General features: G+C 58.6%; 18 protein-coding genes, 3 tRNA genes and 1 pseudogene. 12 read left to right on the forward strand and 10 right to left on the reverse strand.

Annotated elements, in window-relative coordinates; genetic code table 11:
* Positions 1–121: 121 nt before the first annotated feature.
* Both QMG40_RS06095 and QMG40_RS06100 read left to right on the forward strand, forming a co-directional pair.
* On the forward strand, positions 122–454 hold the full coding sequence (locus QMG40_RS06095) for a thiamine-binding protein (RefSeq protein WP_283529078.1): 333 nt from the start codon (positions 122–124) through the stop codon (positions 452–454).
* A 95-nt stretch (positions 455–549) separates the two neighbouring features.
* On the forward strand, positions 550–1,410 hold the full coding sequence (locus QMG40_RS06100) for a spermidine synthase (RefSeq protein WP_283529081.1): 861 nt from the start codon (positions 550–552) through the stop codon (positions 1,408–1,410).
* Positions 1,411–1,448: 38 nt separating this feature from the next.
* On the opposite strand, the pseudogene QMG40_RS06105 reads toward QMG40_RS06100, so the two are convergent.
* Positions 1,449–2,533: pseudogene (locus QMG40_RS06105) on the reverse strand (amino acid permease); the annotation flags it as partial.
* Between the two features lie 106 nt (positions 2,534–2,639).
* Between QMG40_RS06105 and QMG40_RS06110 the strand changes: the two are divergent.
* On the forward strand, positions 2,640–3,449 hold the full coding sequence (locus QMG40_RS06110; protein WP_283530113.1) for an IclR family transcriptional regulator: 810 nt from the start codon (positions 2,640–2,642) through the stop codon (positions 3,447–3,449).
* 63 nt (positions 3,450–3,512) lie between these two features.
* On the opposite strand, the gene QMG40_RS06115 is transcribed toward QMG40_RS06110, so the two are convergent.
* Positions 3,513–4,499 (reverse strand): hypothetical protein, encoded by a 987-nt coding sequence (locus QMG40_RS06115; RefSeq protein WP_283529083.1) that lies wholly within the window; start codon positions 4,497–4,499, stop codon positions 3,513–3,515.
* A gap of 325 nt (positions 4,500–4,824) precedes the next feature.
* Between QMG40_RS06115 and hutH the strand changes: the two genes are divergently transcribed.
* A complete protein-coding gene (hutH, locus tag QMG40_RS06120) occupies positions 4,825–6,396 on the forward strand; it encodes a histidine ammonia-lyase (protein WP_283529085.1) in 1,572 nt (523 codons plus the stop codon).
* A gap of 40 nt (positions 6,397–6,436) precedes the next feature.
* Here the strand turns inward: hutH and QMG40_RS06125 are convergent, their stop codons facing one another.
* Positions 6,437–6,754, reverse strand: coding sequence for an ArsR/SmtB family transcription factor (locus tag QMG40_RS06125; RefSeq protein ID WP_283529087.1), 318 nt, complete (start codon positions 6,752–6,754; stop codon positions 6,437–6,439).
* 104 nt (positions 6,755–6,858) lie between these two features.
* Here QMG40_RS06125 and QMG40_RS06130 point away from each other — a divergent pair, with 104 nt between their 5' ends.
* From QMG40_RS06130 to QMG40_RS06140, 3 genes are all read left to right on the forward strand, one after another.
* Positions 6,859–7,959, forward strand: a complete 1,101-nt coding sequence (locus tag QMG40_RS06130) for an NADH:flavin oxidoreductase/NADH oxidase (RefSeq protein WP_283529089.1) — start codon at positions 6,859–6,861, stop codon at positions 7,957–7,959.
* 142 nt (positions 7,960–8,101) lie between these two features.
* Positions 8,102–9,832, forward strand: coding sequence for an ABC transporter ATP-binding protein (locus QMG40_RS06135; RefSeq protein WP_283529091.1), 1,731 nt, complete (start codon positions 8,102–8,104; stop codon positions 9,830–9,832).
* Complete coding sequence (locus tag QMG40_RS06140; RefSeq protein WP_459252964.1) at positions 9,832–11,880, forward strand: ABC transporter ATP-binding protein; 2,049 nt, start codon at positions 9,832–9,834, stop codon at positions 11,878–11,880. The genes QMG40_RS06135 and QMG40_RS06140 overlap by 1 nt, the downstream gene beginning before the upstream one ends.
* A gap of 27 nt (positions 11,881–11,907) precedes the next feature.
* On the opposite strand, the gene hutG is transcribed toward QMG40_RS06140, so the two are convergent.
* Together hutG and QMG40_RS06150 are read right to left on the reverse strand one after the other, a co-directional pair.
* Entirely contained in the window at positions 11,908–12,885 is a 978-nt protein-coding gene (gene hutG / locus QMG40_RS06145) for a formimidoylglutamase (protein WP_283529093.1), read from the reverse strand.
* A gap of 111 nt (positions 12,886–12,996) precedes the next feature.
* Positions 12,997–14,451 carry an NCS2 family permease gene (locus QMG40_RS06150; RefSeq protein WP_283529095.1) on the reverse strand — a complete coding sequence of 485 codons (1,455 nt, stop codon included), beginning with the start codon at positions 14,449–14,451 and terminating at the stop codon, positions 12,997–12,999.
* A gap of 183 nt (positions 14,452–14,634) precedes the next feature.
* Here QMG40_RS06150 and QMG40_RS06155 point away from each other — a divergent pair, with 183 nt between their 5' ends.
* Positions 14,635–15,249 carry a copper resistance CopC family protein gene (locus tag QMG40_RS06155; protein WP_283529097.1) on the forward strand — a complete coding sequence of 205 codons (615 nt, stop codon included), beginning with the start codon at positions 14,635–14,637 and terminating at the stop codon, positions 15,247–15,249.
* A gap of 92 nt (positions 15,250–15,341) precedes the next feature.
* On the opposite strand, the gene QMG40_RS06160 is transcribed toward QMG40_RS06155, so the two are convergent.
* The 3 genes from QMG40_RS06160 to QMG40_RS06170 form a co-directional block, all read right to left on the reverse strand.
* Positions 15,342–15,965 (reverse strand): NAD(P)/FAD-dependent oxidoreductase, encoded by a 624-nt coding sequence (locus tag QMG40_RS06160; RefSeq protein ID WP_283529099.1) that lies wholly within the window; start codon positions 15,963–15,965, stop codon positions 15,342–15,344.
* Between the two features lie 75 nt (positions 15,966–16,040).
* Positions 16,041–17,360, reverse strand: coding sequence for a D-arabinono-1,4-lactone oxidase (locus QMG40_RS06165; RefSeq protein ID WP_283529101.1), 1,320 nt, complete (start codon positions 17,358–17,360; stop codon positions 16,041–16,043).
* On the reverse strand, positions 17,357–18,655 hold the full coding sequence (locus QMG40_RS06170; RefSeq protein ID WP_283529103.1) for a type III PLP-dependent enzyme domain-containing protein: 1,299 nt from the start codon (positions 18,653–18,655) through the stop codon (positions 17,357–17,359). The genes QMG40_RS06165 and QMG40_RS06170 overlap by 4 nt, the downstream gene beginning before the upstream one ends.
* 235 nt (positions 18,656–18,890) lie before the next feature.
* On the opposite strand from QMG40_RS06170, the gene QMG40_RS06175 reads away from it, so the two are divergent.
* Positions 18,891–19,895: a universal stress protein gene (locus QMG40_RS06175; RefSeq protein WP_283529106.1), complete on the forward strand. Its 1,005-nt coding sequence runs from the start codon at positions 18,891–18,893 to the stop codon at positions 19,893–19,895.
* A gap of 105 nt (positions 19,896–20,000) precedes the next feature.
* Here QMG40_RS06175 and QMG40_RS06180 read toward each other — a convergent pair whose 3' ends face one another.
* Both QMG40_RS06180 and QMG40_RS06185 read right to left on the reverse strand, forming a co-directional pair.
* The gene (locus tag QMG40_RS06180; protein ID WP_283529108.1) at positions 20,001–21,515 is read right to left on the reverse strand and encodes a C40 family peptidase; all 1,515 of its coding nucleotides are present in this window, start codon (positions 21,513–21,515) and stop codon (positions 20,001–20,003) included.
* Positions 21,516–21,678: 163 nt separating this feature from the next.
* Positions 21,679–22,086, reverse strand: a complete 408-nt coding sequence (locus tag QMG40_RS06185) for a metallopeptidase family protein (protein WP_283529110.1) — start codon at positions 22,084–22,086, stop codon at positions 21,679–21,681.
* 184 nt (positions 22,087–22,270) lie between these two features.
* Here QMG40_RS06185 and QMG40_RS06190 point away from each other — a divergent pair.
* The 3 genes from QMG40_RS06190 (at position 22,271) to QMG40_RS06200 (ending at position 22,669) form a co-directional block, all read left to right on the forward strand.
* A tRNA-Glu gene (locus QMG40_RS06190) sits at positions 22,271–22,343 on the forward strand.
* A 118-nt stretch (positions 22,344–22,461) separates the two neighbouring features.
* Positions 22,462–22,535, forward strand: a tRNA-Asp gene (locus QMG40_RS06195).
* Between the two features lie 58 nt (positions 22,536–22,593).
* Positions 22,594–22,669, forward strand: a tRNA-Phe gene (locus QMG40_RS06200).
* The last annotated feature ends 5 nt before the right edge of the window (positions 22,670–22,674 follow it).

The following is a 22,674-nucleotide window of genomic DNA, read 5'->3' on the forward strand; positions in this document are numbered from 1 at the left end:
ATATGCACCAGTGGGTAGATCCCAATGGGGTGAACTGCCCATAATGGAAGAAGTAGCAGAAATAATACAAAAATAGGCAATATCTATAGCCGTCAATATTTATATCCAACGGGAGATACTCATGATCGTGGCATTTTCAGTGGCTCCCAGTGGGACACCCGGTGACGTGGTCGCCGGGACGGGCGAGGACGCCTCAGCGCACACCGCTGTTGCGGCAGCAGTAAAAGTGGTCCGCGAGTCGGGGCTGCCAAACAATACAAGTTCCATGTTCACCGAAATTGAGGGTGAATGGGATGAGGTTATGGACGTAGTTAAGCGCGCAACAGAAGCAGTTGGACGCTACGGCTCCCGCGTTTCCCTGGTCTTAAAGGCGGATATCCGCCCCGGGCATACCGGTGAACTTACTGGCAAAGTTTCTAGGCTGGAACACGCCCTCGAGAAGCTCGGTCAGTGAGAGCGCCGTACATCAGCTACCGCAGCTCTGGACTACGCTGACAGGGTGATGATTCGCCTCCATGATGTCCGCGTCCCGCCCCTTGAGGGTTTCTAATGGGACGCAAACGCGCGCCTAAAAATGTGGTTGCACAGCTGGGTGCAACCACTACCGGGCCCGTGGCAGGCACATTCCAAACTGACACCGGCCTGGCCGAGCTGATCCCCGACGGTGACAACCCCCATGGTTGGCTGCTCATGCTCAATGGGGTGCAAAGCTCGCACGTGGATCTGGCTGACCCACTCCACCTTGAGTTTGAATATATGCGCTGGATCATGGCACTTGTGCAGGACAAGTGGACGGGGGAGGAAAAGCTGCGCACGCTGAGCCTGGGCGGAGCGGCCTGTGCAATGCCCCGTTATTTGGTTGCCGCGTACCCGAGTTCCCGGAACGTTGTGGTGGAGATAGATGGCAAATTGGCCAGTTACGTGCGGGATTGGTTTGACCTGCCGCGGGCGCCGCTGCTGAAGATTCGGGTGGGGGAGGCCCGTGAGGTCACAGAATCGCTCACCGAGGGAAGCCGGGATTTAATCATTCGCGACGTTTTTGCCGGCGCCCAAACCCCACACGCGCTAACAACGGCAGAGTTCACAGCATCCGCCCACAAAGTTCTTATTCCCGGTGGGATATATATGGTTAATTGTGGTGACTCTCGTGCCCTCACCAATGCCCGGAGTGAGGCTGCCACGATTGCCGCAGTGTTTAAGTACACAGCCATCGTTGCTGACCCGTCCATGCTCAAGGGCCGACGCTCAGGTAACGTCATCATCGCCGGAAGTGACCTGCCTTTGGGGGACGGTGCAGGGCTACCCAGAGCATTACTTGGCGGCGCCATGCCGGCGCACATCTGGGACGATGCTCAAGTGCGCCAGTTTGCTCGTGCTTCCGCGGTCCTTACCGATGCCGCCGGGTCATGAATCGTTTGCCCATAAACTAGCGCAAGGCTAGCCAAGCGTCAGGGGCGGGTGTCCGTCGTCGTACTTGGCGAAAGGCGCCCGCGCTTGCTCACGCGGACGCTGGATTCATCCACGAGAACAGCACGTTCCCGACCCTCGCCGCGCACCCATATTTTGTACGCGATGGTTAGCAGCACTAGCCAGACACCTCCCACATACAGGGCCACCCGTGTATCGGAGAACAAGCCCAACAAAACGATCACGCCAAGCATGAATGCCCCGGTCAGTATCGATGCCGGGGGCCAAAAGGGGTTGGAAAATTCGATGGGGCAAGGCGCTTACGGCTGACTTCACGCTTCATAGCCACATGGGAGGCCAAAATCATCAGCCAGACTCAAACAGTGGCAAACGTGGCGATCGAGGCGATGAGTAGGAACACCTCTTGAGGGATGGCGGCGTTGAGAACCACGCCGGCAAGCAACACCCCCGTTATGAGCACAACTCTCATCCACGGAACCCCTGAACGCGAAATTCTGCCAAATACGCTGGGGGCGTGACCCTGCTCAGGGAGCCCTAGGAGGACGCGGCCGGCACCAAAGGTATCGCTATTGACAGCGGAAAGAGCGGCGGTGATCACCACCGCGTTGAGGATATGTGCGGCAAGGGGCATGCCCAACGAATCAAAGATCTGTACAAAGGGGCTAGTCTCGCCGGTGATTTCATTCCACGGGACCAAGCTCATAAGTATGCCGATTGTCAGCACGTAAAAAAGCAGGATGCGAACCGGAACGGTGTTGATGGCAGAAGGGATCGACCGGCCAGGATTTTCTGCCTCACCGGCGCTGACACCGATGGTCTCGATGCCACCAAAAGCAAACATGACCACAGCAAGTGAGGCCAGTAAGCCCACCCCTCCGTTGGGCACGAAGCCGCCGTAATCCACCAGGTTTCCCAATCCCGGGGTGGCTGAACCAGTGTCCAGATCGAAGCCCAGGACAATGATGGCAAGGCCGCCTGCGATCATGGCCATGATGGCTGCGACCTTGATGAGGGAGAACCAAAACTCCAGCTCACCAAAAACTCTCACGCTGAGCAGGTTGATGGCAGCCAAGAAGAAGATGATGGCGAGGACCCAGAGGAATCTGGGATTTCAGACTGCAATATTCTATAGTGTTGGTGCTGTGATCGCGATTCCGGAACCATCCCAAAGCACCACGACAAATCCTCCCCGGACATTCGAAGGGGACCATCTGGCACGGTCCGCGCCAGCGACCTCGGCCAAGACGCCTTCCAAGGTTCCTGCAGCAGAAAATACGCTGCGAATCTTGAAGTTGTTGTCCTCCAAGCGTGGACCGCTGGCGGCGTCGACCATAGCCAGCACATTGAAACTTCCGCGTTCAAGCGTCTATCACCTCCTAAATGTTATGGAGCAAAGTGGCTTTGTCATGCACTTGCATGAAGAGCAGCGCTATGGACTGGGCGTGGCCGCTTTTGAGCTCAGCAGCGCGTATTCGCGGCAGGAACCCTTGTCTCGGCTTGGCCGGCCCCTGCTGGTGGCGCTGGTGGATAAGATTGGTGAAAGTGCCCATCTTGCCGTGCTACATGGGCGCGATGTGGTCTATATTGCGGAGGAACGAGCCAAGAACCGGCCATCTCTTGTGACAGATGTTGGGGTCCGCTTGCCCAGTCACCTCACAGCTAGCGGTCGGGCTATCCTTGCGGCGCTGCCAAAGTCCCAGGTCAGGGTGCTCTACCCGAATGTTGCGGCGTTCAGTTCATTGACCGATGTTCCAGAGCCCATCAGTAAATATTCCACCCTCTCCGCCCACCTCGATCAGGTGCGGATCCGGGGCTACTCCACTGAGCACGGTGAAGTTAGCGATGGGTTTGGTTCCGTTGCGGCCGTGGTGACCGATCACCTCGGTTGGCCGGTTGCGGCGGTGGCCGTCACATTTTTAGAAGAAAAGGTGCCCGTTGAGAAGTGGCCTGCCCTGGCTGAGAGGGCAAAGAAGGTTGCTGCTGAGCTCTCAATCCGCATTTACGGGCGCCGCGAGGAGTAAGCCTGGTGCTCGGGGGTAGCTAATACTTTGTGCAGTACGTCCGCCACGGGCGAAAAGTATTAGCTACCCCCTAGCCCCTGTCGTCGCCCGGATTGTTGAGGGCAACCCGGCCTCGGAGAGGAGCTGAGCCAGCCTCCGTGGATCTTTGAGGTCACGCCAAACCCACCGAACCACGTTGTAGCCTTTGGCGCGCAGGCGGTTCTCACGGTTCTTTTCAGTAACAACCACTTCAGATGGCGTCCTGCCTCGGAGGAATCGTTGATCTGAGTACTTTTCGTAGCCATCGAATTCACCTATCAACCTATATTCTTCCCAATGGAAATCTGTTCTTCCGATGAGTCCTTCTCGATCTGTAAAGAGACTCTGCAGGACTGGAAGTGGGAAGCCATACTCGATCATGAAGGCCCGGCTGACAGATTCGCCAGGTGACTCGGAGTGTGGGTTTGCCACCTCCAATACGCGCAGAACTCGGCGACGTTGGACGCCATAGAGCAGCGTCGCCAGGCTGTCCTGAACGCTGGTTTCGGAAAAGGTCAGCTGGGTGTTGATGGGGGAGCCCGGCAGGATCTTTCGTTGCAGGAGGTAGTCCATGGCTGGAAGCGATTCACTCAGTGGTAAACGCACGGCCAAATCACGCACTGTTTGCGGCGGTGGCGTTACCAGCAGACCGAACATCTCCCACGGTGGAGGATCGCCGGCAACGGCACTGATCCGGTGAACTCCGTAGTTACTCTGCCCACCATTGTTATTGGGGGAGATCACCGTTTGGACTTCTTGGGGAATGCGTACCAGTGGAAGACCCATAATCTGGGCGGCAGACTCTCTGGCAAAAACCGGCGGATACTGAGCCAATTCATGGACGGCTTGAATTTTCATGCGGTATTTTTCCCAAGGTCTTAATGACTCCCACACCTCCGTGGGGAGATAGCACCCGCGCCGTACGCGGATCAAGGAGCCTTTCTTAGCTTGCTGAGCAAGACGCCTGGTGGAATATTCGTCGGTGTATTTACTTGAGGCAGTAATAAACGGGGGCAGTAGAAAGTTCGTCATGTCTCAAGAATGGGAGGCGCCTGGCCGGCGGAACATGGAGACCCACACGAATGTGGAAAACCTTGCCCGCTGTCCGGAGTGTGGAGGAGTGATTCCACAGAGCCGCCTTGGTGCTCGGGGGTAGCTAATACTCTGTGCAGTACGTCTGCCACGTGCGAAAAGTATTAGCTACCCCCGAGTGTTCAAAAGGGCACCGGTTGTGACAAAACCTACGCCAAGTTGCCATGTCTGGCATCCCGGACAGCCTGCGCGTCAACGGGCAGATTTCGCTGCGGTTAAGCGCCATAGTTGAAGGCAAGAGCACTGCAACATAAAGGATTCCGCAATGAGCGCCGCCGTACAGTCCCCAAAAGTCACACTCTCATCCACGGGCGTCACCCCCGAAGATGTCATCGCTGTTGCCCGCCACGGCGCACAGGTGGTGATCAGTGCGGAGGCGCTGGCTGGCGTGGAACGCGTTCGGGCGCACATTGAAAAACTGGCACACTCCGAGACACCTGCTTATGGTATCTCCACCGGTTTCGGTGCCTTGGCCAACCGGCATATCCCGACGGACATGCGAACGCAGTTACAAAAATCGCTCATCCGGTCCCACTCAGCGGGCATGGGCCCTGCCGTGGAGCGTGAGGTGGTGCGCGCCTTGATGTTCCTGCGGGCCAAGACCCTGGCCAGTGGCCGCACAGGGGTCCGCCCCGTTGTGGTCCAAACGATGGTGGATGTACTCAACGCCGGAATTACCCCTGTGGTCCGCGAATTTGGCTCATTGGGCTGTTCCGGCGACCTTGCACCGCTCTCACACTGCGCCTTGGTGCTTATGGGTGAAGGTGAGGCGGCCGGCCCCGACGGCGAGATCCGCCCCGTCCCCGAACTGCTCGCCGAAGCCGGTATCACGCCGATCGAACTGGCCGAGAAGGAGGGCTTAGCGCTTGTCAACGGCACCGACGGCATGCTTGGGATGCTCCTGATGGCCATCGCCGATCTAAAAATGCTGCTGACGACGGCGGATATCACGGCCGCGCTCAGTGTGGAGGGTCTGCTCGGTACCGACCAGGTGTTTGTGCCCGAACTGCACATGGAACTGCGCCCGCACCCCGGCCAGGCCGCTAGCGCCGAAAATATGCTGGCCGTACTGGCGAATTCACCCATCGTGGCCTCGCACCGTGTAGGAGACTCCCGCGTGCAGGACGCCTATTCATTGCGCTGCGCCCCGCAGGTGGCCGGGGCCGCCCGCGACACAGTGGATCACGCACTCATGGTTGCCACGCGCGAGCTTGCCGCCACCATCGATAACCCCGTGGTGCTTCCCGACGGCCGCGTGTCCTCCAACGGCAACTTCCATGGCGCTCCGGTGGCGTATGTGTTGGATTTTTTGGCGATTGTCTGCGCTGATGTGGCCTCCATCGCCGAACGCCGTACCGACCGCATGTTGGATCCTGCCCGCTCACACGGCTTGCCCGCGTTCCTTGCCGGTGACCCCGGAGTTGATTCAGGATTGATGATCGCCCAGTACACACAGGCAGGTCTGGTCTCCGATTCCAAGCGTCTGGCCGTGCCCGCATCCGTGGACTCCATCCCAAGCTCGGCCATGCAGGAAGACCACGTATCCATGGGCTGGCATGCCGCTCGCAAGTTGCGTAGTTCCGTGGAAAACCTCCGCCGGGTGCTCGCCATCGAGCTGGTCACAGCCACGCGCGCCATTGACATGCGCACTTCCATGTCCGACGGCGAATTGCTCCCCGGCCCAGCTGGCGCGGCAGTGCTTGAGGTGCTTCGTGCAACGGTTCAGGGCCCTGGTAGTGACCGCTTCTTATCCCCGGAACTTGAGGAAGCGGACCGCTTGGTGGGTTCCGGGGCCATCCGGGCTGCCGCAGAGAAAGCCACTGGGCCGCTGAACTAAAGCGGGAAAGGCTGATAGGTGGAGTGAGGCTGGCGTCAGCTTAATCTGCCGCTGCCCCGAGGACGGCATCCAGTAAGCCAGGGAATCGCAGGTTCAGATCTGCTGTGCGCAGGTTGTTTAGAATTGATGTGCCGCGGTAGTGCTGGGAGATGACGCCGGCCTCACGCAGTACCCGAAAGTGGTGTGTGGTGGTTGATTTACTCACAGGCAGCGCGAAAGCAATGCATCGCTGGTCCTCGTGACCACAGGACAACTGCGCCACGATGGTGCGGCGGATGGGGTCGGCCAGGGCGGATAGGACTAAGTCCAGACTCATTTCTTCGGCGGTGGGGTGCTCAAGGTTCCGTGGGGACACCATTGATTGCTGCTCTCTTTCCTCCGGCTTGCTTGTACGAGTTTCATCATACTACGATGAGGCTCGTACTAAGAATGAGACATGCCAACATATGGGAGATCCTGCGCATGACTGAGTTGTTCGAGCCCCTGACCATTCGGGGAACCACCATCCCCAACCGTGTGTGGATGTCCCCGATGTGCACATACTCCGCGCTCTCGGAGGGCAAGGAGGCGGGTGCTCCAAACGATTTCCATCTGGCTCACTATGCTGCCCGCGCCGCAGGTGGTGTTGGTTTGGCCATGGTTGAGGCCACTGGGGTGACGGCGCAAGGACGGATCTCTGCCTACGATCTAGGGCTGTGGGACGACACGCAGATTTCTGCCCACCGCAGACTGGCACGTGCCATCAGCGATGCCGGTTCCACCCCTGGGATCCAGCTGGCTCATGCGGGGCGCAAAGCGTCTATGGAACGGCCTTGGTTTGGCGGTGGACCTGTGGCGGTAGCCGACGGCGGTTGGGACACGGTGGCGCCTAGTAGCGTTGCCTTCCCCGGCTATGCCGACCCAGCCGCCATGACAGTGGCGGAGATTGGTGACGTCGTTGCGGCGTGGGCAGAGGCGGCGCGGAGGGCACTTACAGCTGGCTATCAAGTGGTTGAAATTCACGCGGCCCACGGCTATCTGCTGCACTCTTTCCTGTCCCCGTTGAGCAACACCCGTACGGATGCTTACGGCGGGAGCTTGGAAAATCGGGCCCGCATAGTCCTTGAAGTCCTCGATGCTGTTCGGAACGTGTGGCCTACTGAGAAGCCCGTATTCCTGCGCATCTCCTCCACTGATTGGGTGGCTGAAAACCAGGAGAGCAACGGCAATGTCAGTGAGGCCTGGACGCTGGAGGACTCAATTGTGCTCTCACGCTGGGCTCGTGAGCACGGCGCAGATTTGATCGATGCGTCCTCGGGTGGCTTGGTTCCGGCGAAGATTCCGCACCGGGACGACTACCAAACGTTCAATGCAGCGCAGCTGAAAGCTAGCAGCGGCGTGGCTGTTGCCGCCGTGGGACGGATAACTGACCCGGTTGCGGCAGCACAACTGCTAGAAAATGGTTCTGCAGATGCCGTCTTCATTGGTCGGGCGCTCTTGCGAGATGCCTCCTGGGCCAACAATGCCGCAGCGGTTTTGGGCGCTCGTGGCCGTTTCATGCATCAGTACGACTACGCCGTCTAAGGGCTTCGGTGGCGTCCTGAGGCGCTGACATTCTTTAAAAGCAACTGTGTGCAACGGGCATCACTGTTGCCAGAGGTTGGTGGCGCGGGGATAATATTCGAAGACAGCGAAAGATCAAACATCACTTCGAATGGGATCCCTCGTGACACTTCTCCGGTTGGCGATTCGCCACGCCCGGCCCTATCGCCGCTGGATTGCCGCCGTGCTCCTCCTGCAATTAATAGCAACCATTGCAGCTCTGTACCTGCCCAGCCTTAACGCGCAAATCATCGATCAAGGTATCGCTAAGGGTGACACCGATTTCATCTGGTCAACGGGTGTCCGGATGATTATTGTCTGCTTCGTGCAGGTTGCGGCGGCGATTGGCGGTATTTATTTTGGTGCCCGCACAGCCATGGCCATTGGTCGCGATCTGCGGCGTGAGGTGTATTACCGGGTCAACGCCTTGGGAGCCCTGGATGTCACCCGGTTCGGTACGGCAACCCTGATCACCCGCAACACCAATGACGTCCAGCAGGTGCAAATGCTAGTGCTGATGGCCCTGAACTTCATGGTTTCAACGCCCATCATGTGCGTAGGTGGGATCGTCATGGCCTTGCGAGAAGACGTGGGGCTGTCTTGGCTACTGTGGGTTTCTGTGCCTCTACTGTTTGTGGTGGTTGGTTTCCTGGTGGTTAAGCTGCTGCCGTTGTTCCGTGAGATGCAGGAGCGGATTGACACCGTCAATGCAGTGCTGCGTGAACAAATTGTTGGCATCCGGGTGATCCGTGCCTTTGTGCGCGAGAAGTTTGAGGCTGAACGCTACCGAGGCGCGAACCTGGCGCTGACCCGTGTCTCAGTGCGCGTGGGGAACTTGTTTGTGCTCATGTTCCCGCTGATCATGATGATCCTGCACCTGGCCACCGCCGCCGTCCTCTGGTTTGGCGGACACCGTGTGGATGCCGGACAGATGCAGATCGGTTCACTGACCGCTTTCCTGCAGTATCTGCTGCAGATCCTGATGGCCGTGATGATGGGCGTCTTCATGGTAATGATGATTCCCCGGGCGGCTATCTCGGCCGAGCGCCTGGATGAGGTGCTCAGTGCCAAACCCTCGCTGGCCGTGCCGCAGGAGAGAACTCTGCCGGAAAATCACGCCGTCGAATTTTCCTGCGTTTCCTTTGGTTACCCCGGCGCTGAGCGTCCCGTGCTGAATAACGTGAGCTTTACTGCGGTGCAAGGGGCGACGACGGCGATTGTGGGCTCCACTGGTTCGGGCAAGTCCACCCTGTTGAACCTGATTCCGCGGCTTTTTGATCCGCAGCAAGGCACGGTGCGTATTGGCGGTGTGGATGTTAGTGAGCTCAGCCGGAGCCAGCTGGCGAAACTTGTGGGACTGGTGCCGCAAAAGCCGTACCTGTTCTCGGGAACGGTGGCATCCAACCTGAAATTTGGCCGGCCGGAAGCTGACGACGACGAGCTGTGGGAGGCTCTGCGGGTGGCCCAGGCCAAAGACTTTGTGCAGCAGAAGCCCAAACAGCTCAATACTGGCATCTCCCAAGGCGGCACCAACGTTTCAGGCGGCCAGCGGCAGCGGCTATGCATTGCCCGGGCGCTGGCTTCACAACCACGAATTTTCCTGTTTGATGATTCCTTCTCAGCCCTGGACGTGGCCACCGATCAGCGGCTGCGTGAATCGCTTAGTGCTGCCACCAAAGGAGCAACAGTGATCATTGTTGCCCAGCGGATAGCAACCATCAGGGAAGCGGATAACATCATTGTGCTTGAGAACGGTGAGATTGTGGGCTCCGGCACCCATGATGAGCTCCTTGCGGATAATGCAACGTATCGCGAGATTGTGCAGTCGCAGCTCAGTGTTGAGGGGGTGGCGTAATGGCGCGCAAAAATAAGGCAAACGGACCCGCCGATTCCAAACCCCAGGATGCCCGCACAATGGCGGAAGCCGAAGCTGATGAAGAACTAGTCTCCGAATACAAGCCAACAGAGGCTGATGGGGACATGTTTGGTGGAACTCCGGCGAAGAAAGCCGAACATTTCTGGCCGGCCGTGAAACGGCTAGTTGGTCTGCTGCGCCCGGAGCGCATGATGTTCTCTGTGGTGATCATGTTCGTTGCCGCCTCAGTGGTGTTGACCGTCATTGCACCTAAGATTCTCGGTGCTGCCATGGATGTGATCTTCAACGGAGTCATTGGTTCGCAACTGCCCCAGGGCGTGCCGCTGCAGACGCTGGTGGAGGCGCAACGAGCTGCCGGCAACGAGCAGTTCGCGGACATGCTCGCAAAGACCGCACTGACCCCCGGTGCGGGCATCGACTTTGTTGAACTGAGCCGGCTCATAGTCTTTGTATTAGCCCTGTACATGGTGGCCTCGACACTCATGTGGCTGCAGGGTTATTTGCTGAACGCCCTGGTGATGCGGGTTGTCTTCCGCCTCCGCGAGGACATTGAACGCAAGCTCAACCGGCTGCCCCTGGGCTACTTTGACACCCGCCAGCGCGGGGACCTGATGTCTCGGGTGACCAACGACGTTGATAACATCCAGGCCGCCCTGCAGCAGGCTTTCTCGCAACTGGTGCAGTCCGCACTGACGGTTATAGGCATTGGCGTCATGATGTTCATAGTGTCTTGGCAGCTTGCGTTGATCGCGTTGATTGCCCTGCCACTCTCGGCAGTCTTTGCTGGGGTGATAGGGACCCGTTCGCAGAAACTTTTTGCCGCGCAGTGGAAGCACACGGGCTCACTTAACGGCCACATTGAAGAGACGTTCTCTGGGCTTGAACTTGTTCGAGCGTATGGCCGGGATAAGGAGATGCTGGAAGAATTTGATGAGCGCAACGAGGACCTGTTTAAAGCTTCCTTTGGGGCCCAATTTGTTTCAGGCATGATCATGCCGGCAATGCAGTTTGTCTCCTACCTCTCCTACGTTCTGGTGGCCGTGGTTGGCGGCCTGCGGGTGGCCACGGGGCAAATGACGTTGGGTGATGCAACAGCGTTCATCCAGTATTCGCGGGAGTTTTCCCAACCCATTGGTGAGATGGCCGGCATTGCCAATATGATCCAGTCGGGTGTGGCCTCGGCTGAGCGAACCTTTGAGATTCTCGACGCCGATGAACAGGAAGCTGAAGAAGACTCGGCGTTGCTGCCCGAACAAGCAGACGGCCACGTACGTTTTGAGAAAGTGTCCTTCAGTTACTCACCTCAGACCCCGCTCATCAACGATGTCTCCTTCACCGTGGAACCAGGTCAGACAGTTGCCATTGTGGGGCCCACCGGTGCGGGCAAAACAACGTTGGTGAACCTTGTTATGCGCTTCTACGAGGTCACCGGCGGGCGCATCCTGCTCGATGGGGTGGACACCCGGGCGCTGACCCGCGAACAAGTCAGAGCCCAAGTGGGAATGGTCCTTCAGGACGCGTGGCTGTTTGAGGGCACCATCCGGGAGAACATTCGCTACGGTCGGTTGGAGGCCACCGACGAGGAGATTATCGCGGCGGCCCAGGCCACCATGGTGGACAGATTCGTGCGGCAACTTCCTGATGGATATGACACGGTGCTCGATGCCGATGGGGGCACGGTCTCGGCCGGTGAACGCCAGCTCATCACCATTGCGAGGGCCTTCATTGCCCAGCCATCGTTGTTGATCTTAGATGAGGCAACGTCCTCGGTGGACACCCGCACGGAGCTGCTTGTTCAACATGCCATGGCCGCGCTGCGCACTGACAGGACCTCATTTGTGATTGCGCACAGACTTTCAACCATCCGCGATGCTCACGCGATTTTGGTCATGGAAGATGGAGACATCGTTGAACACGGCACCCATGAGGAATTGCTGAGCCGTCGGGGTGCGTACTACAAGCTCTACAAGACCCAATTCCAAGGTGGTCATGAGCTGGACGACGAGGTAACAGCCCAAGCCCACTGATGCTAACGGGCTGCCCTCCACTTCCACTTAGCGCAAGAGGGTGTCGATCAGCCGGGCCGCAACTTTGGCCGTACGGTTATCGATGTCAAACTCCGGGTTTAACTCCGCAACATCGAAATGGAACAGCTTTCCACTGGCTGCAACCTGGCGGCACACGGCGGCGATCACCGGTAAAGGCGCCCCGTAGGCTGCAGGGGCGCTAACCCCGGGCGCCACGGCGGCTGGCAGCACATCCAGATCAATCGTGAGGTACACAATGTCCACGGTTTCCAAAAACGCATCAACAAACCCTGCACTCCGTTCATCGCTGCAGTCCTCATCCAGCAGGTACTTCACATCGAGTTCATGAGCCGTATCAAAAAGGGCGCGCGTGTTGTTGGGTTCACTGATGCCGACGACGGCGTAATTGAGTTCCCGGTCCGCGGCAGCTTCGGCGCGGGCCATCTGTAGAAACGGTGTGCCCGAGCTAGGTGCTGGGTCAGCACGTAAGTCAAAGTGGGCGTCCAGGTTCAATACCCCGAGCCGGGCCCCGTTGCGCACAGCCGCTGTGCCGGCCACACCCAGATAGCTGGCATAGGCGGTCTCGTGGCCCCCGCCAAGAACGAACGTGAGGTAACCGGCGTCGAGCATCTGCGTGAGGGCCGCACCGGCACGGATCTGGCCGTCCTCAAGTCCGTCACCAGCAACCACAATGTCGCCGGCGTCTGTGATGGAGCGGGCGCCGTGGAAGGCCAGCGAGCCCAGCGCCGAGCGGATCGAGGCGGGGGCTGCGGCGGCTCCCGCGCGCCCGTGGTTGCGCAGAACGCCGGCATCCGAGGCGAAACCCATCAGGGCGGCGGAGCCGGGCAGCGAGGCGTCCAGGGAGGTGTCCGGGGAGGCGTCCAGGGAGGATTGCGCAGATATTTTCACGGCTTGCCACCAACGGCGGTGGGCGGGACCGTCGCCGTCGTTCCTTCCAGTCCACGCAGAAGGGGCAACGTCCATGGTGAGCCGGGAAAAGTCCATACTTCCAGAGAACATCAGGGCGCCGTTAAATGCCAGCCCGGCACGCAATGAGCTGTCTCACCGGGCAGACTCCACGGTCGCGGCGCCCGTCATGGTTGAGTTGGTCAGTTCCTAACCGATGCCAAACAGCGCTTCAACCGTGCCAATCCCAAAGAACAGCAAGAAGGCTGCCGCAACGGCCCACATCAGCGGGTGAATTTCGCGTGCACGGCCCTGGAACAAGCGGATCAGCACAAAAGCGATGAAACCTGCGCCTAAACCGTTAGCGATCGAGTACGTGAAGGGCATCAACGTAAACGTCAAGAAAGCGGGGATGCCAATGCCCCAATCGGACCAATCGATTTTGCCCACCTGGGAAACCATCATGAATCCAACCACCACCAGGGCCGGGGCCACTGCTTCGAAAGGAACCAGCTTGATCAGGGGAGTGGCAAACATGGCGACCAGCAGCAGCAGACCCGTGACGATAGAAGCCAAACCGGTTCGCGCGCCCTCACCAATTCCGGCCCCGGATTCCACGTAGATCTGGTTTGAGGAAGCAGAGGCGCCACCGCCGGCGATCGCACCAAATGCGTCAACTAGCAGCACACGGTCCACATTGGGAATGTTGCCGTCTTTGTCGAGTGTTCCAGCTTCAGCGGCCAGCCCAACCATGGTTCCCATGGCGTCAAAGAAGATACTGAGCAGGATCACAAACGCGAGCAGAATCGCTGCAAGGGCTCCGAGCTTGCTGAAAGCACCAAAGAGGTTGACCTGCCCCAACAGCGAGAGATCGGGCAGGGACCATTGCGAAAGCTGCGGGGAAACAAGTGACCAGCCCTGCGGATTGCTGGTGACGCCGTCAAAGGAAGGACCGATGTGGAGGGTCATTTCCAAGATGTTTGCAAGGATGGTCGACACCACAATGCCGATCAAGATTGCACCCTTGACCTTGCGTACTACCAAGCCAATGGTCAGTACCAAACCAACCACAAACACCAACGTGGGCCAGCCCATGAGTTTTCCATCGAAGCCCAGTCCCACGGGAACTGTTGTGCCGGCAACATCGGGAATACGGCGGACAAAGCCTGCATTAACGAGACCGATCAGTGCAATAAACATGCCGATGCCCACCACAATGGCGGTTTTAAGTCCTTCGGGGACGGCTCTGAAGACGGCTGTGCGGAATCCTGTAAGCACCAAGATGAACATGGTGATACCGGAGAGCACCACAAGACCCATCATGTCCGGCCAGGTCAGACCCGGGTTGGTGGCAACTGTGACGGCCACAAACGCGTTGACGCCCAGTCCGGCTGCCAGCGCGAAGGGATGTTTAGCCCAGGCGCCCATCAGGATGGTCAGGATACCTGCAACAAAAGCTGTGACGGCGGCTACGCGCTCCAGCCCCAGCTCACCACCAGTGGCGTCCGCACCACCAAGGATCAGCGGGTTCAACACCACGATGTAGCTCATGGCAAAGAAGGTCGCAAAACCACCGCGGATTTCCCTCGAGTAGTTCGAGCCGCGTTCGGTGATCATGAAATATTTATCGACCGCAGACAAGCGGGTAGCCGTCTTCGTTGCCATAAGGAGCCCTCCGGGCGAAGTGAAATGAAAAAGGTTATTCCCACAAATTCTAGCTGCTAAAGGCTTGGGGCAATTTATTGGCTCAGGCATAGTCGTCTCGGGTGCCCCAACTCTGCGGCTACTCACATAATCTTGGGGTAGCGTGTGATAGCTTCCCCTGAATCTATCGAAGGATATTGCGCTGTGAACAGTCCTGTAGGTCATCGCCGGAATGAGACGAATCTTTCGCTGCACAGGCTTGTGCGACGCAGCTTTGCAGGAGTCATGGCTGTGCTGTTTTTGCTGCTTGGTTCATCGACAATGGCCAGTGCCCATGACGTTGTCACAGGCACTGCACCGACCAATGGCTCAACCGTGGAGAGCATGCCTGAAAATGTTGAAATCAGCATGAGCAACACCCCTGCCGTGATTGGTTCACAGGTTCTGGTTGTTGACGATGCTGGTACCAACTGGGCTAGCGGGGAAGTAGATGTTTTAGATCAGATTGCCAGCCAAAACATACGTGCTGGTGCTCCAGCAGGTAAATACACCGTGAAGTGGCGTCTGGTGTCCTCCGATTCCCACCCCGTTGAGGGCGAATTCAGCTTTAGCGCGAAAACCGCCTCAACCAGCACAGCTGCACCGGGTGCTGTTGCCGGTCCGGTGGCATCGGTGGAGCCTGCCCCGGAAGCCGCGCCGCAACAAACACAGGATGAGTCCGCCGTGCCGTGGAGTGTAATCGGACTTATTGCTGTCTTGATTGGCGTGGTTGTGGCCATGGTAGTTGTTGCTCGACGGCGTTTGTCCAGGGAAGACTGACCTTCCCCAGCACGCACCTGCTCCGGCACTGACCCGCTCCGGCACTGACCCTACCCAGCGAGGGCAGATACTGCCGGGAATGACTGGTTGGGCTAAGCCACTACTGCGTGAGGGCCCAGTTCGCGGGCGGCGACGCGTGCGGAGATCGACTGGCTGGCACGTTTTGCCTGATGCAGTATTTCCTGCGTTGTGGGGATTGCCAGGTCGCCAACACCCACCAGATACAAACCCAAGGAATGCATACCCGAGCGGACGTCGGTTGCCGTTGTAACACCCATGCTGTGCAGCACGCGGCCCAGCTGGCTCAACGCGCCGCGGGTGAAGACTACGCTGTGTGCGCTCAGAGTTCCGTTGGATGTATGCACGCGCCATTGCTGTTGCGCGGCTACGCTCTGGTGCACCCGGGTGAGCTCCAATGCCTGAGTTTCAGGGCGGATATCAAGACTGTTTCGACGAGCGTAGTGCTCGAGTAAACGAACAATTTCACTGCGCTCACTGAGTGCGTCCAAGCTGATGCCGCCGGTGGTGGGTTGCAGCGGCGCGGATTGCTTTAAGGGACAAAAAGTATCAACAACGATTGCCTTAACACCCTGCCTGTTGAGTTCGGCAGCCACTGCCAGCGCGGAAAATCCTGAACCAATCACAACGGTGGAGGTTACCTCAGGTGCGCCAGACCGGGCCGCCGGGGGATTGGCAGTCAAAGTCGCAGCAATCATGGCTCATGCCTCCACGAACGGTAACGGAACAGGCGGGTGGCGCCACCCGTGGACGGGGTGGTGCCTTGATGAATATCAGGGTAGTACCCGGTCCAGGTATGCGTTGGAAAACACGCGTTTGGGATCGAGAACATTTCGAACCTTACAGAACTTTTCAAGGTCTGGGTAGAGCTGGCTAAAGTCTTTCGAATGGAGGAAATGCCACTTGCCCCAGTGCGGACGTCCGGCGTAGGAGCGGAAAATTTCCTCCGCCGCTTGGAAGTACTCGCTGTGCTTTGAATTGATGTGCTGATGGATGGCTATATACCCACTTGGGCGTTGATTGGCTGTGGATAAGGCTATGTCGTCACCAGCAGCGCTGCGCACCTCCACAGGGAATGAAATCTGCAACCCGCGCCGGTTAATCATTGCCTCAAGATCCCGCAGCGCTGCTGGAATGCTCTCCAACGGTAAGGCATACTCCATTTCCCGAAAACGGACTGTCCGGGATGTAGTAAACACCTTGTGTGAGGCATCGCCAAACTCCCTGTGTCCGGTCAAAGTAGATGCCAGCCTGTTGACCCGTGGAATGGTCTTGGGCATTTTGCCTGTGACGTTGCACAGCGCAGAAAAGAGGGTGTTTGAAACAATCAGGTCATCCACTATGTGTGAGGACACACTTAGGGGGCGGACACCGTCCGGCAAAGTGCCCGGTGCATGCCGGGTATTGCTCTTAGTGAGTGCGATCTCGGTGTGCGGAAACCAGTAAAACTCGAAGTGATCATGCGTAGCGTTGCGTTCAGCCAGGCTTTGAAGCACCTCGGCCAACGGTTCAGGACGCTCAACCGCGTGCAGCATGAAGGCGTCAACGCATTGCAGGGTGACTGCGGTGATGATGCCCAGGGCTCCGAGGCCAACCCGGGCGACGGCGAATATCTCGGCATTGTGCGTGGCGGAGCAATGCAGCACCTCTCCGGTCCCCGTAACCAACGTCAGCGCCCGCACTTGTGTGGCGATACCACCAAATTTCAGTCCCGTACCGTGCGTCCCGGTGGAGATGGCTCCGGAGATTGACTGTGCATCGATATCACCCAGGTTCTCCATTGCCAGCCCGTAGGGCTTCAGCAGGGCAGGTATCTGGTGCAGGCGCGTGCCGCCCCATAAGGTGATGAGTTTAGCGTCGCGGTCCACGTTCAAGAGCCCGGTGAGCGAGTCAAGGCGCACTTGCACACCGTTCGTTAAGGCAATATCCGTGAAGCTGTGCCCGGCACCCACCGCTTTGATGGTATGCCCGGAGGCCCCGGCCTCGGCAACCAGTGAGCAGAGCTCTCCCACGGTGCTAGGCCACGCTACGGCAGTAGGTCTGCAGCGCTGATCCCCGGCCCAATTACGCCACTGACGCCTAGCACCACTCATACAAAAGCCTTCCCTTCGCCGCGGTAGGTACGTGCTGAACCCACTCGTTGGCCGCCGTCGAGCAGTTCCAAGGCATCCACATGTTCACAAACCTCCCCGGACTTGGCGTGCCTGAACCAAACATTATCGCCAATACACAGCTGCGCGGCGGCAGAACCGCGCAGTGGGGTTTGCACCTCACCGGCGCCTTCTGTGCCGATGGTTGAGAGTCCGGGCGGATACACCGGCACGGGGGACCTGTCCGGGCCGGTGGGCCCCGAGGCAATCCACCCTCCACCAAGCACTGTGACAATTTCAGGTCCGGGCCGGCGCACCACAGGGGCGGCGAAGCCAACGGCATGGGCTGGCATGAAGCGTGAATAACCGTCAAAGAGGGCCGGACCAAAAAAGCCTGACCCCGCGGCAAGTTCCGTCACCGAGTCATCGGCACTTGTTAGCTCGATGCTGCCGGTACCTCCGCCATTGACGAATTCTAATTCGGCAACGTTGCGCACAGCTGCCACGACGTTGGCACGTCGCTGGGTTATTTCAGTCATGGAGGCGCGCTGCATTTGCTGCAGAACAGCGGCTTTGGCTGCGTCTGCCACCTTGTTGCCCGAACGTGGTTTGTCCTGCAAACCCGCAACTTGGGCCTCGTAGGCCATGATGCCGGCAAGTCTGAAGCGTGGCGCGGAACCGTGACGGTAGCCACCAATCGCCAGGGCCAGCGCGATGGCGTCGGCACCTGTGCGCAAGGGTGAACGGTACACGCCAATGTGTCCTACGGTCCGGCCCCGAACCGTGGGCCGCCAGGATGCGTCCAAGTCCAGGCAGAGCCGGATGGGGGCGCTTTGGAACTGTCCTGCCAACGTGGCATTCATCCACTCCAGTTGTTCGGTGGAGTCAACCATGAGCGTCACGCGCTCGCAGGCGAGAGGGTCAGCGGCCAATGCCTGCAGGGCTTGGGCATCAGCCGTGGGATACGCAACAACAATGTCAGTGAAAACGCTTGAGGGATCAGTTGCAAGCCATAAGGCTTCGGGCAAAGTAAATCCTAAAATTCCTGCAAATCCGGGCTGTTTCAATAGGGCTCGGAGCACTTCTTTGCTACGGATCGATTTACTAGCCAGACGGATGGGCTTCCCGGCCGCCCGGCGCAGCAATGACCCGGCATTGAAGGACAGCGCTTGGATATCCAAAACCGCCATCGGAGCGGATAATCCCCTGCATGCAGCATCTGCGTCAGCCCAGATAGTTGCAGGGGCGCCCTCGCCGGCGCGCCCACGGGCAAGGAACGGAACAAGTAACTCCAGCATCGCCGCCTACTTTCTCAGTGTGGTTCAGGTCTCAACTCTTGCATATGTCTTGCATAAGCGGGCATGTATTTGGCGATGGGTAAGAGCAGTGGGTACGCACTGCCAGGCCATGGCCGCCTCGAGGTGGAACTTGACGAGCCAAGCCGAACCCGCAATAGTCACAAGTACAGGCCGCGAAGGGGAGGCGCCACGGCGTTTGTGTACCCTCCGGCATACCAGAACCAGGAGGCGCAGCATGAGTAGCCCAGAAGAAAACCTGCAGGGCGCATCGCCTACGGAGGTTCCCAGTCCCACAGGAATCGTTGTTGGTATTGATGGGTCCGAACAAAGCAATTGTGCCCTGATATGGGCCGCCCGGGAAGCCAAGGCACGGAATCTTCCGTTGCATCTGGTCACCGCCTACACAGTGCCTATTTTCGCTGCCTCAGGGCTCGACGGTGGATATGCCACAGTGGACGACGACGTTATCCGCCAAGGCGCCGAAGCTGTCCTTCGTGAGGCGGCCGCGAAGATTGCCCACCTGGACATTCAGATCGACGCACGCGTTGAAAACGGTGACGCCGCAGGGGTGCTGCTTGAGTTAAGCGAAACTGCGGAGTTACTGGTCTTTGGTTCACGTGGCCGCGGCGGCTTTCTCGGGCGGCTTCTTGGCAACGTCAGCACAGCGCTTCCGGCGCACGCCAAATGCCCCACTGTGACAGTGCCCCTGAGTTGTGCGCCACGCCTTGGGGAGGGCCCTGAGGGTGAAAAAGCCGATTCGAAGGTTGAGAAGGTCATCACGGCCGGCGTTGATGGTTCAGATCAGGCGCGCTACGCCGTCCTGCTTGCCGCCGAGGCGGCCGAACGGGCTGGCAGCACACTGCGTATTATTTGCGCAGTCCAGCCGTACACCGGCTCACTTGCGTGGATGCCGGCACCTGTGGATCGGGAAGCCCTGTTCGTAGAAATTCAGGGCCAGCTGGATGCTGGCGAGAAATGGCTTCGCAACCACTTCCCGAAACTTCCCATTGAGGTTGTGCTGCTCGAGGGATCGGCAGTTGACGCACTGGTCACTGCCTCGGCAACGTCAGAATTAGTCGTGATGGGTACTCGCGGGCGGGGCGGGTTCGCCGGCATGCTCCTTGGCTCAACCACGGATGGAGTCCGGCACCATGCCAAGGGCCCCATCATGGTTGTTCGTGACAATGAAGACCCGCGTCTGGGCGACCGGTCAGCATTTGGTCCACTCTTGCAGGCCTGAAAATTCGGAGATCTTGCACAGAAATAACTGAGGCGCTTTGCTCCATGAAATCCATGGAGCAAAGCGCCTCAGTTATTTGATCCTTGACTTTTGTGAACCAGCCTTTTAGTACCTGGCCGCATAGGGGTACAAGCTCATACCTGACATCCAGGACAGCGATGTGATACCCAAAGGCTGGCTTGGATTTAGGGCCTGAACCACCTGGTTATTACCAATGTAAATAGCGATGTGGCCAAACCGGCCGGCTCCGTTGTCGTCAAACACCAGCAAATCCCCGTACCGCATCTGGGAGAGCGGGACTCGTTGCGGTGCGGCCCAGAACTGGTCGCTGCCTTGGCGAGGGACCGCGATGCCAGCGGAGGCAAAGGCCTGCTGCACCAGCCCGGAGCAGTCAAACGCAGTGGGGCCATTGCCGCCCCACTGGTAGGGCCCGCCAATTTTGGACATAGCGTAGTTGACCATGACCTGCGTGTGCGAGCCTGACGGGGCTGGCGCTGGCGCTGGCGGCTTGGGAACCGGTGCGGGAGCCGGAGCCGGCGGTTTTGGTGCCGGTGGCCTGGGAACTGGTGCGGGGGCCGGTGCTGGTGGTTGAGGCGCTGGTGGTTTGGGGACTGTCGGTTTGGGGACTGTCGGGGCAGGCGGGGCAGGCCGGTTGGGTGCCTGCGGCTGCACAGGCAGTGGGCGGGTAATTATATTACCGGCAGGGAGTAGTTCATTTGCCGGGGGGCGCAGTGGTTCAGGGGCGCTGGTTGATTCGGCGATTTGCTGCTTCAGGGCCGCTTCCTGTGCTTGACGAGCCAGTTCATCCACACGGGCGCCTTCCAACGCCACGGTGGTGTTGTGCAAAGCGGCCATTCTTTGCAGCAGGACGTCTCGCTGTGCCTGGTTTTCAGCGATGATCCCGGCCTGTGCGTCGGCAGCTGACTGGGCTTGTGTGTGTGAGGCTTTTGCGTCGGCAATGGCATCGTCGGCCGCGTTCCGTGATGCCACGGCTTGGGCGTCAAGTGCTGCCGAAGTTGCCGCAGATGCCTTGGCGGTGTCAAAGGTGTGGGCCCGATTGGTGCTCAACGCCATCAGCGTTGACGCTTGATACATGGCATTGTCAGCATCGGAGCTGGCCAGGAAGCTTTGCACGCTGAGGTCAAGCCCGCCATTTTTGTACAGACTACCTGCCAGTTGCCCCAGCTGGGCTTGGGCCAACTTGCTGGCGCTGGTGGCTGCCTCGGATTTTGCCTTGGCTGTCTGCGCTTCAGCTTCTCGCTGCTCCATAATCACCAAAGCGTTGGTGTATGAGCTGTTGGCGCCCATGGCGGCGAGGGTTGAAGCTTGAAGTTTGTCATTCGCTGAGCTGATAATCGCATCTAGCTGCGCCGAAGCAACAGCAGTGGCACTTTCGGATTGCTTGGCTTCGGTGATGTCATCTGCGCTGGGAACGGCGGGACTGAACGGGCGCAGCGCCAACTGTTGCCACGCCGTCGTACTGAGAGCGCCGGGCCCAAAGGCGGAAGAAGGGGCATCTGCAGCAGTGGGGGCGGCAAGTGCGGGGGATAGCAGTGCCGTTGAGGTGAGAACAGCACACGCCAGTGCCGTTGTACCGCGAACCAAATAACGCATAGTCATCCAATTGCCTTACTGCAGATCGGTAGATAAGTGGCGCATTGCTGCGGGCCGTGGGGCAGGGAAGCGCTTGCGAAGAAACTTGCCCAGCTCATCAGACCTTACGGCTCCGAAGAGGCCTTGGCAACATGAGCACCATGGGCAACATGAATCACATTGGTGTCATTTATCCCCAGCCGAGCTCATGTAGACGCGCGTCGCTGATCCCAAAGTGGTGAGCGATCTCATGGACCACGCTCACGGTGACTTCATGAATGACTTCCGCACGGTTCTGGCAGATTCCCATGATCGGGTGGCGGAAGATCGTGATGCGGTCAGGCAGGGATCCTGAGTCCCACCACGCATCACGTTCAGTTAGAGGCGTTCCTTCATATAACCCAAGCAGCACCGCTGTGGGGTCATCGCCCGGTTCGGGGACGTAGTCATCGCAGATAAAAATCGCCACGTTGTCCATCTTCCCGCGTAGCTCATCCGGGATCCTTTCAATAGCCGCTTCCACGGCGGCGTCAAACTCCTGTTCATCCATGGTGAACGGGGCGAAAGAGGGGATGCTGGCGAGTGGATTTTCAGGCATACCCCCCAGCTTAATGAGTGGTTGCGGCAACGCCAGATCCTTGGCACATTTCAGCTATTTTGAACTGTGCAACCGGGTGGGGTGGATGGCCGTTTTGTGTTCTGGGTAAATAGGCTCTATAGTTTTTGGAGTCCACTTCAAACCGAAGCGCTGGAAACAACGCGGCGGCCTGAAGGATGACTAGGCCCCCATCGTCTAGCGGCCTAGGACACCGCCCTTTCACGGCGGCGGCACGGGTTCGAATCCCGTTGGGGGTACTTTTACGAGTAAGTGGTTAGCCGGTGAAAAAATTGCTGGTACGCTATAGATCGTGAAAATTACGCGAAAGCGTTGTTTGAAACAAGTTGTTTGAAGCAAAATGCAGTAATTAAGTATGGCCCTGTAGCGCAGTTGGTTAGCGCGCCGCCCTGTCACGGCGGAGGTCGCGGGTTCGAGTCCCGTCAGGGTCGCTTTGGTTTTCTTGACTAGTGCAAGAGGATCTGGTGACGAGGATTTTCAGATCACCAAGGCTCTGTAGCTCAGTTGGTAGAGCGTTCGACTGAAAATCGAAAGGTCACCGGATCGACGCCGGTCGGAGCCACCAGTAAG

The sequence above is a fragment of the Arthrobacter antibioticus genome (genome assembly GCF_030063205.1).
Lineage (GTDB): Bacteria > Actinomycetota > Actinomycetes > Actinomycetales > Micrococcaceae > Specibacter.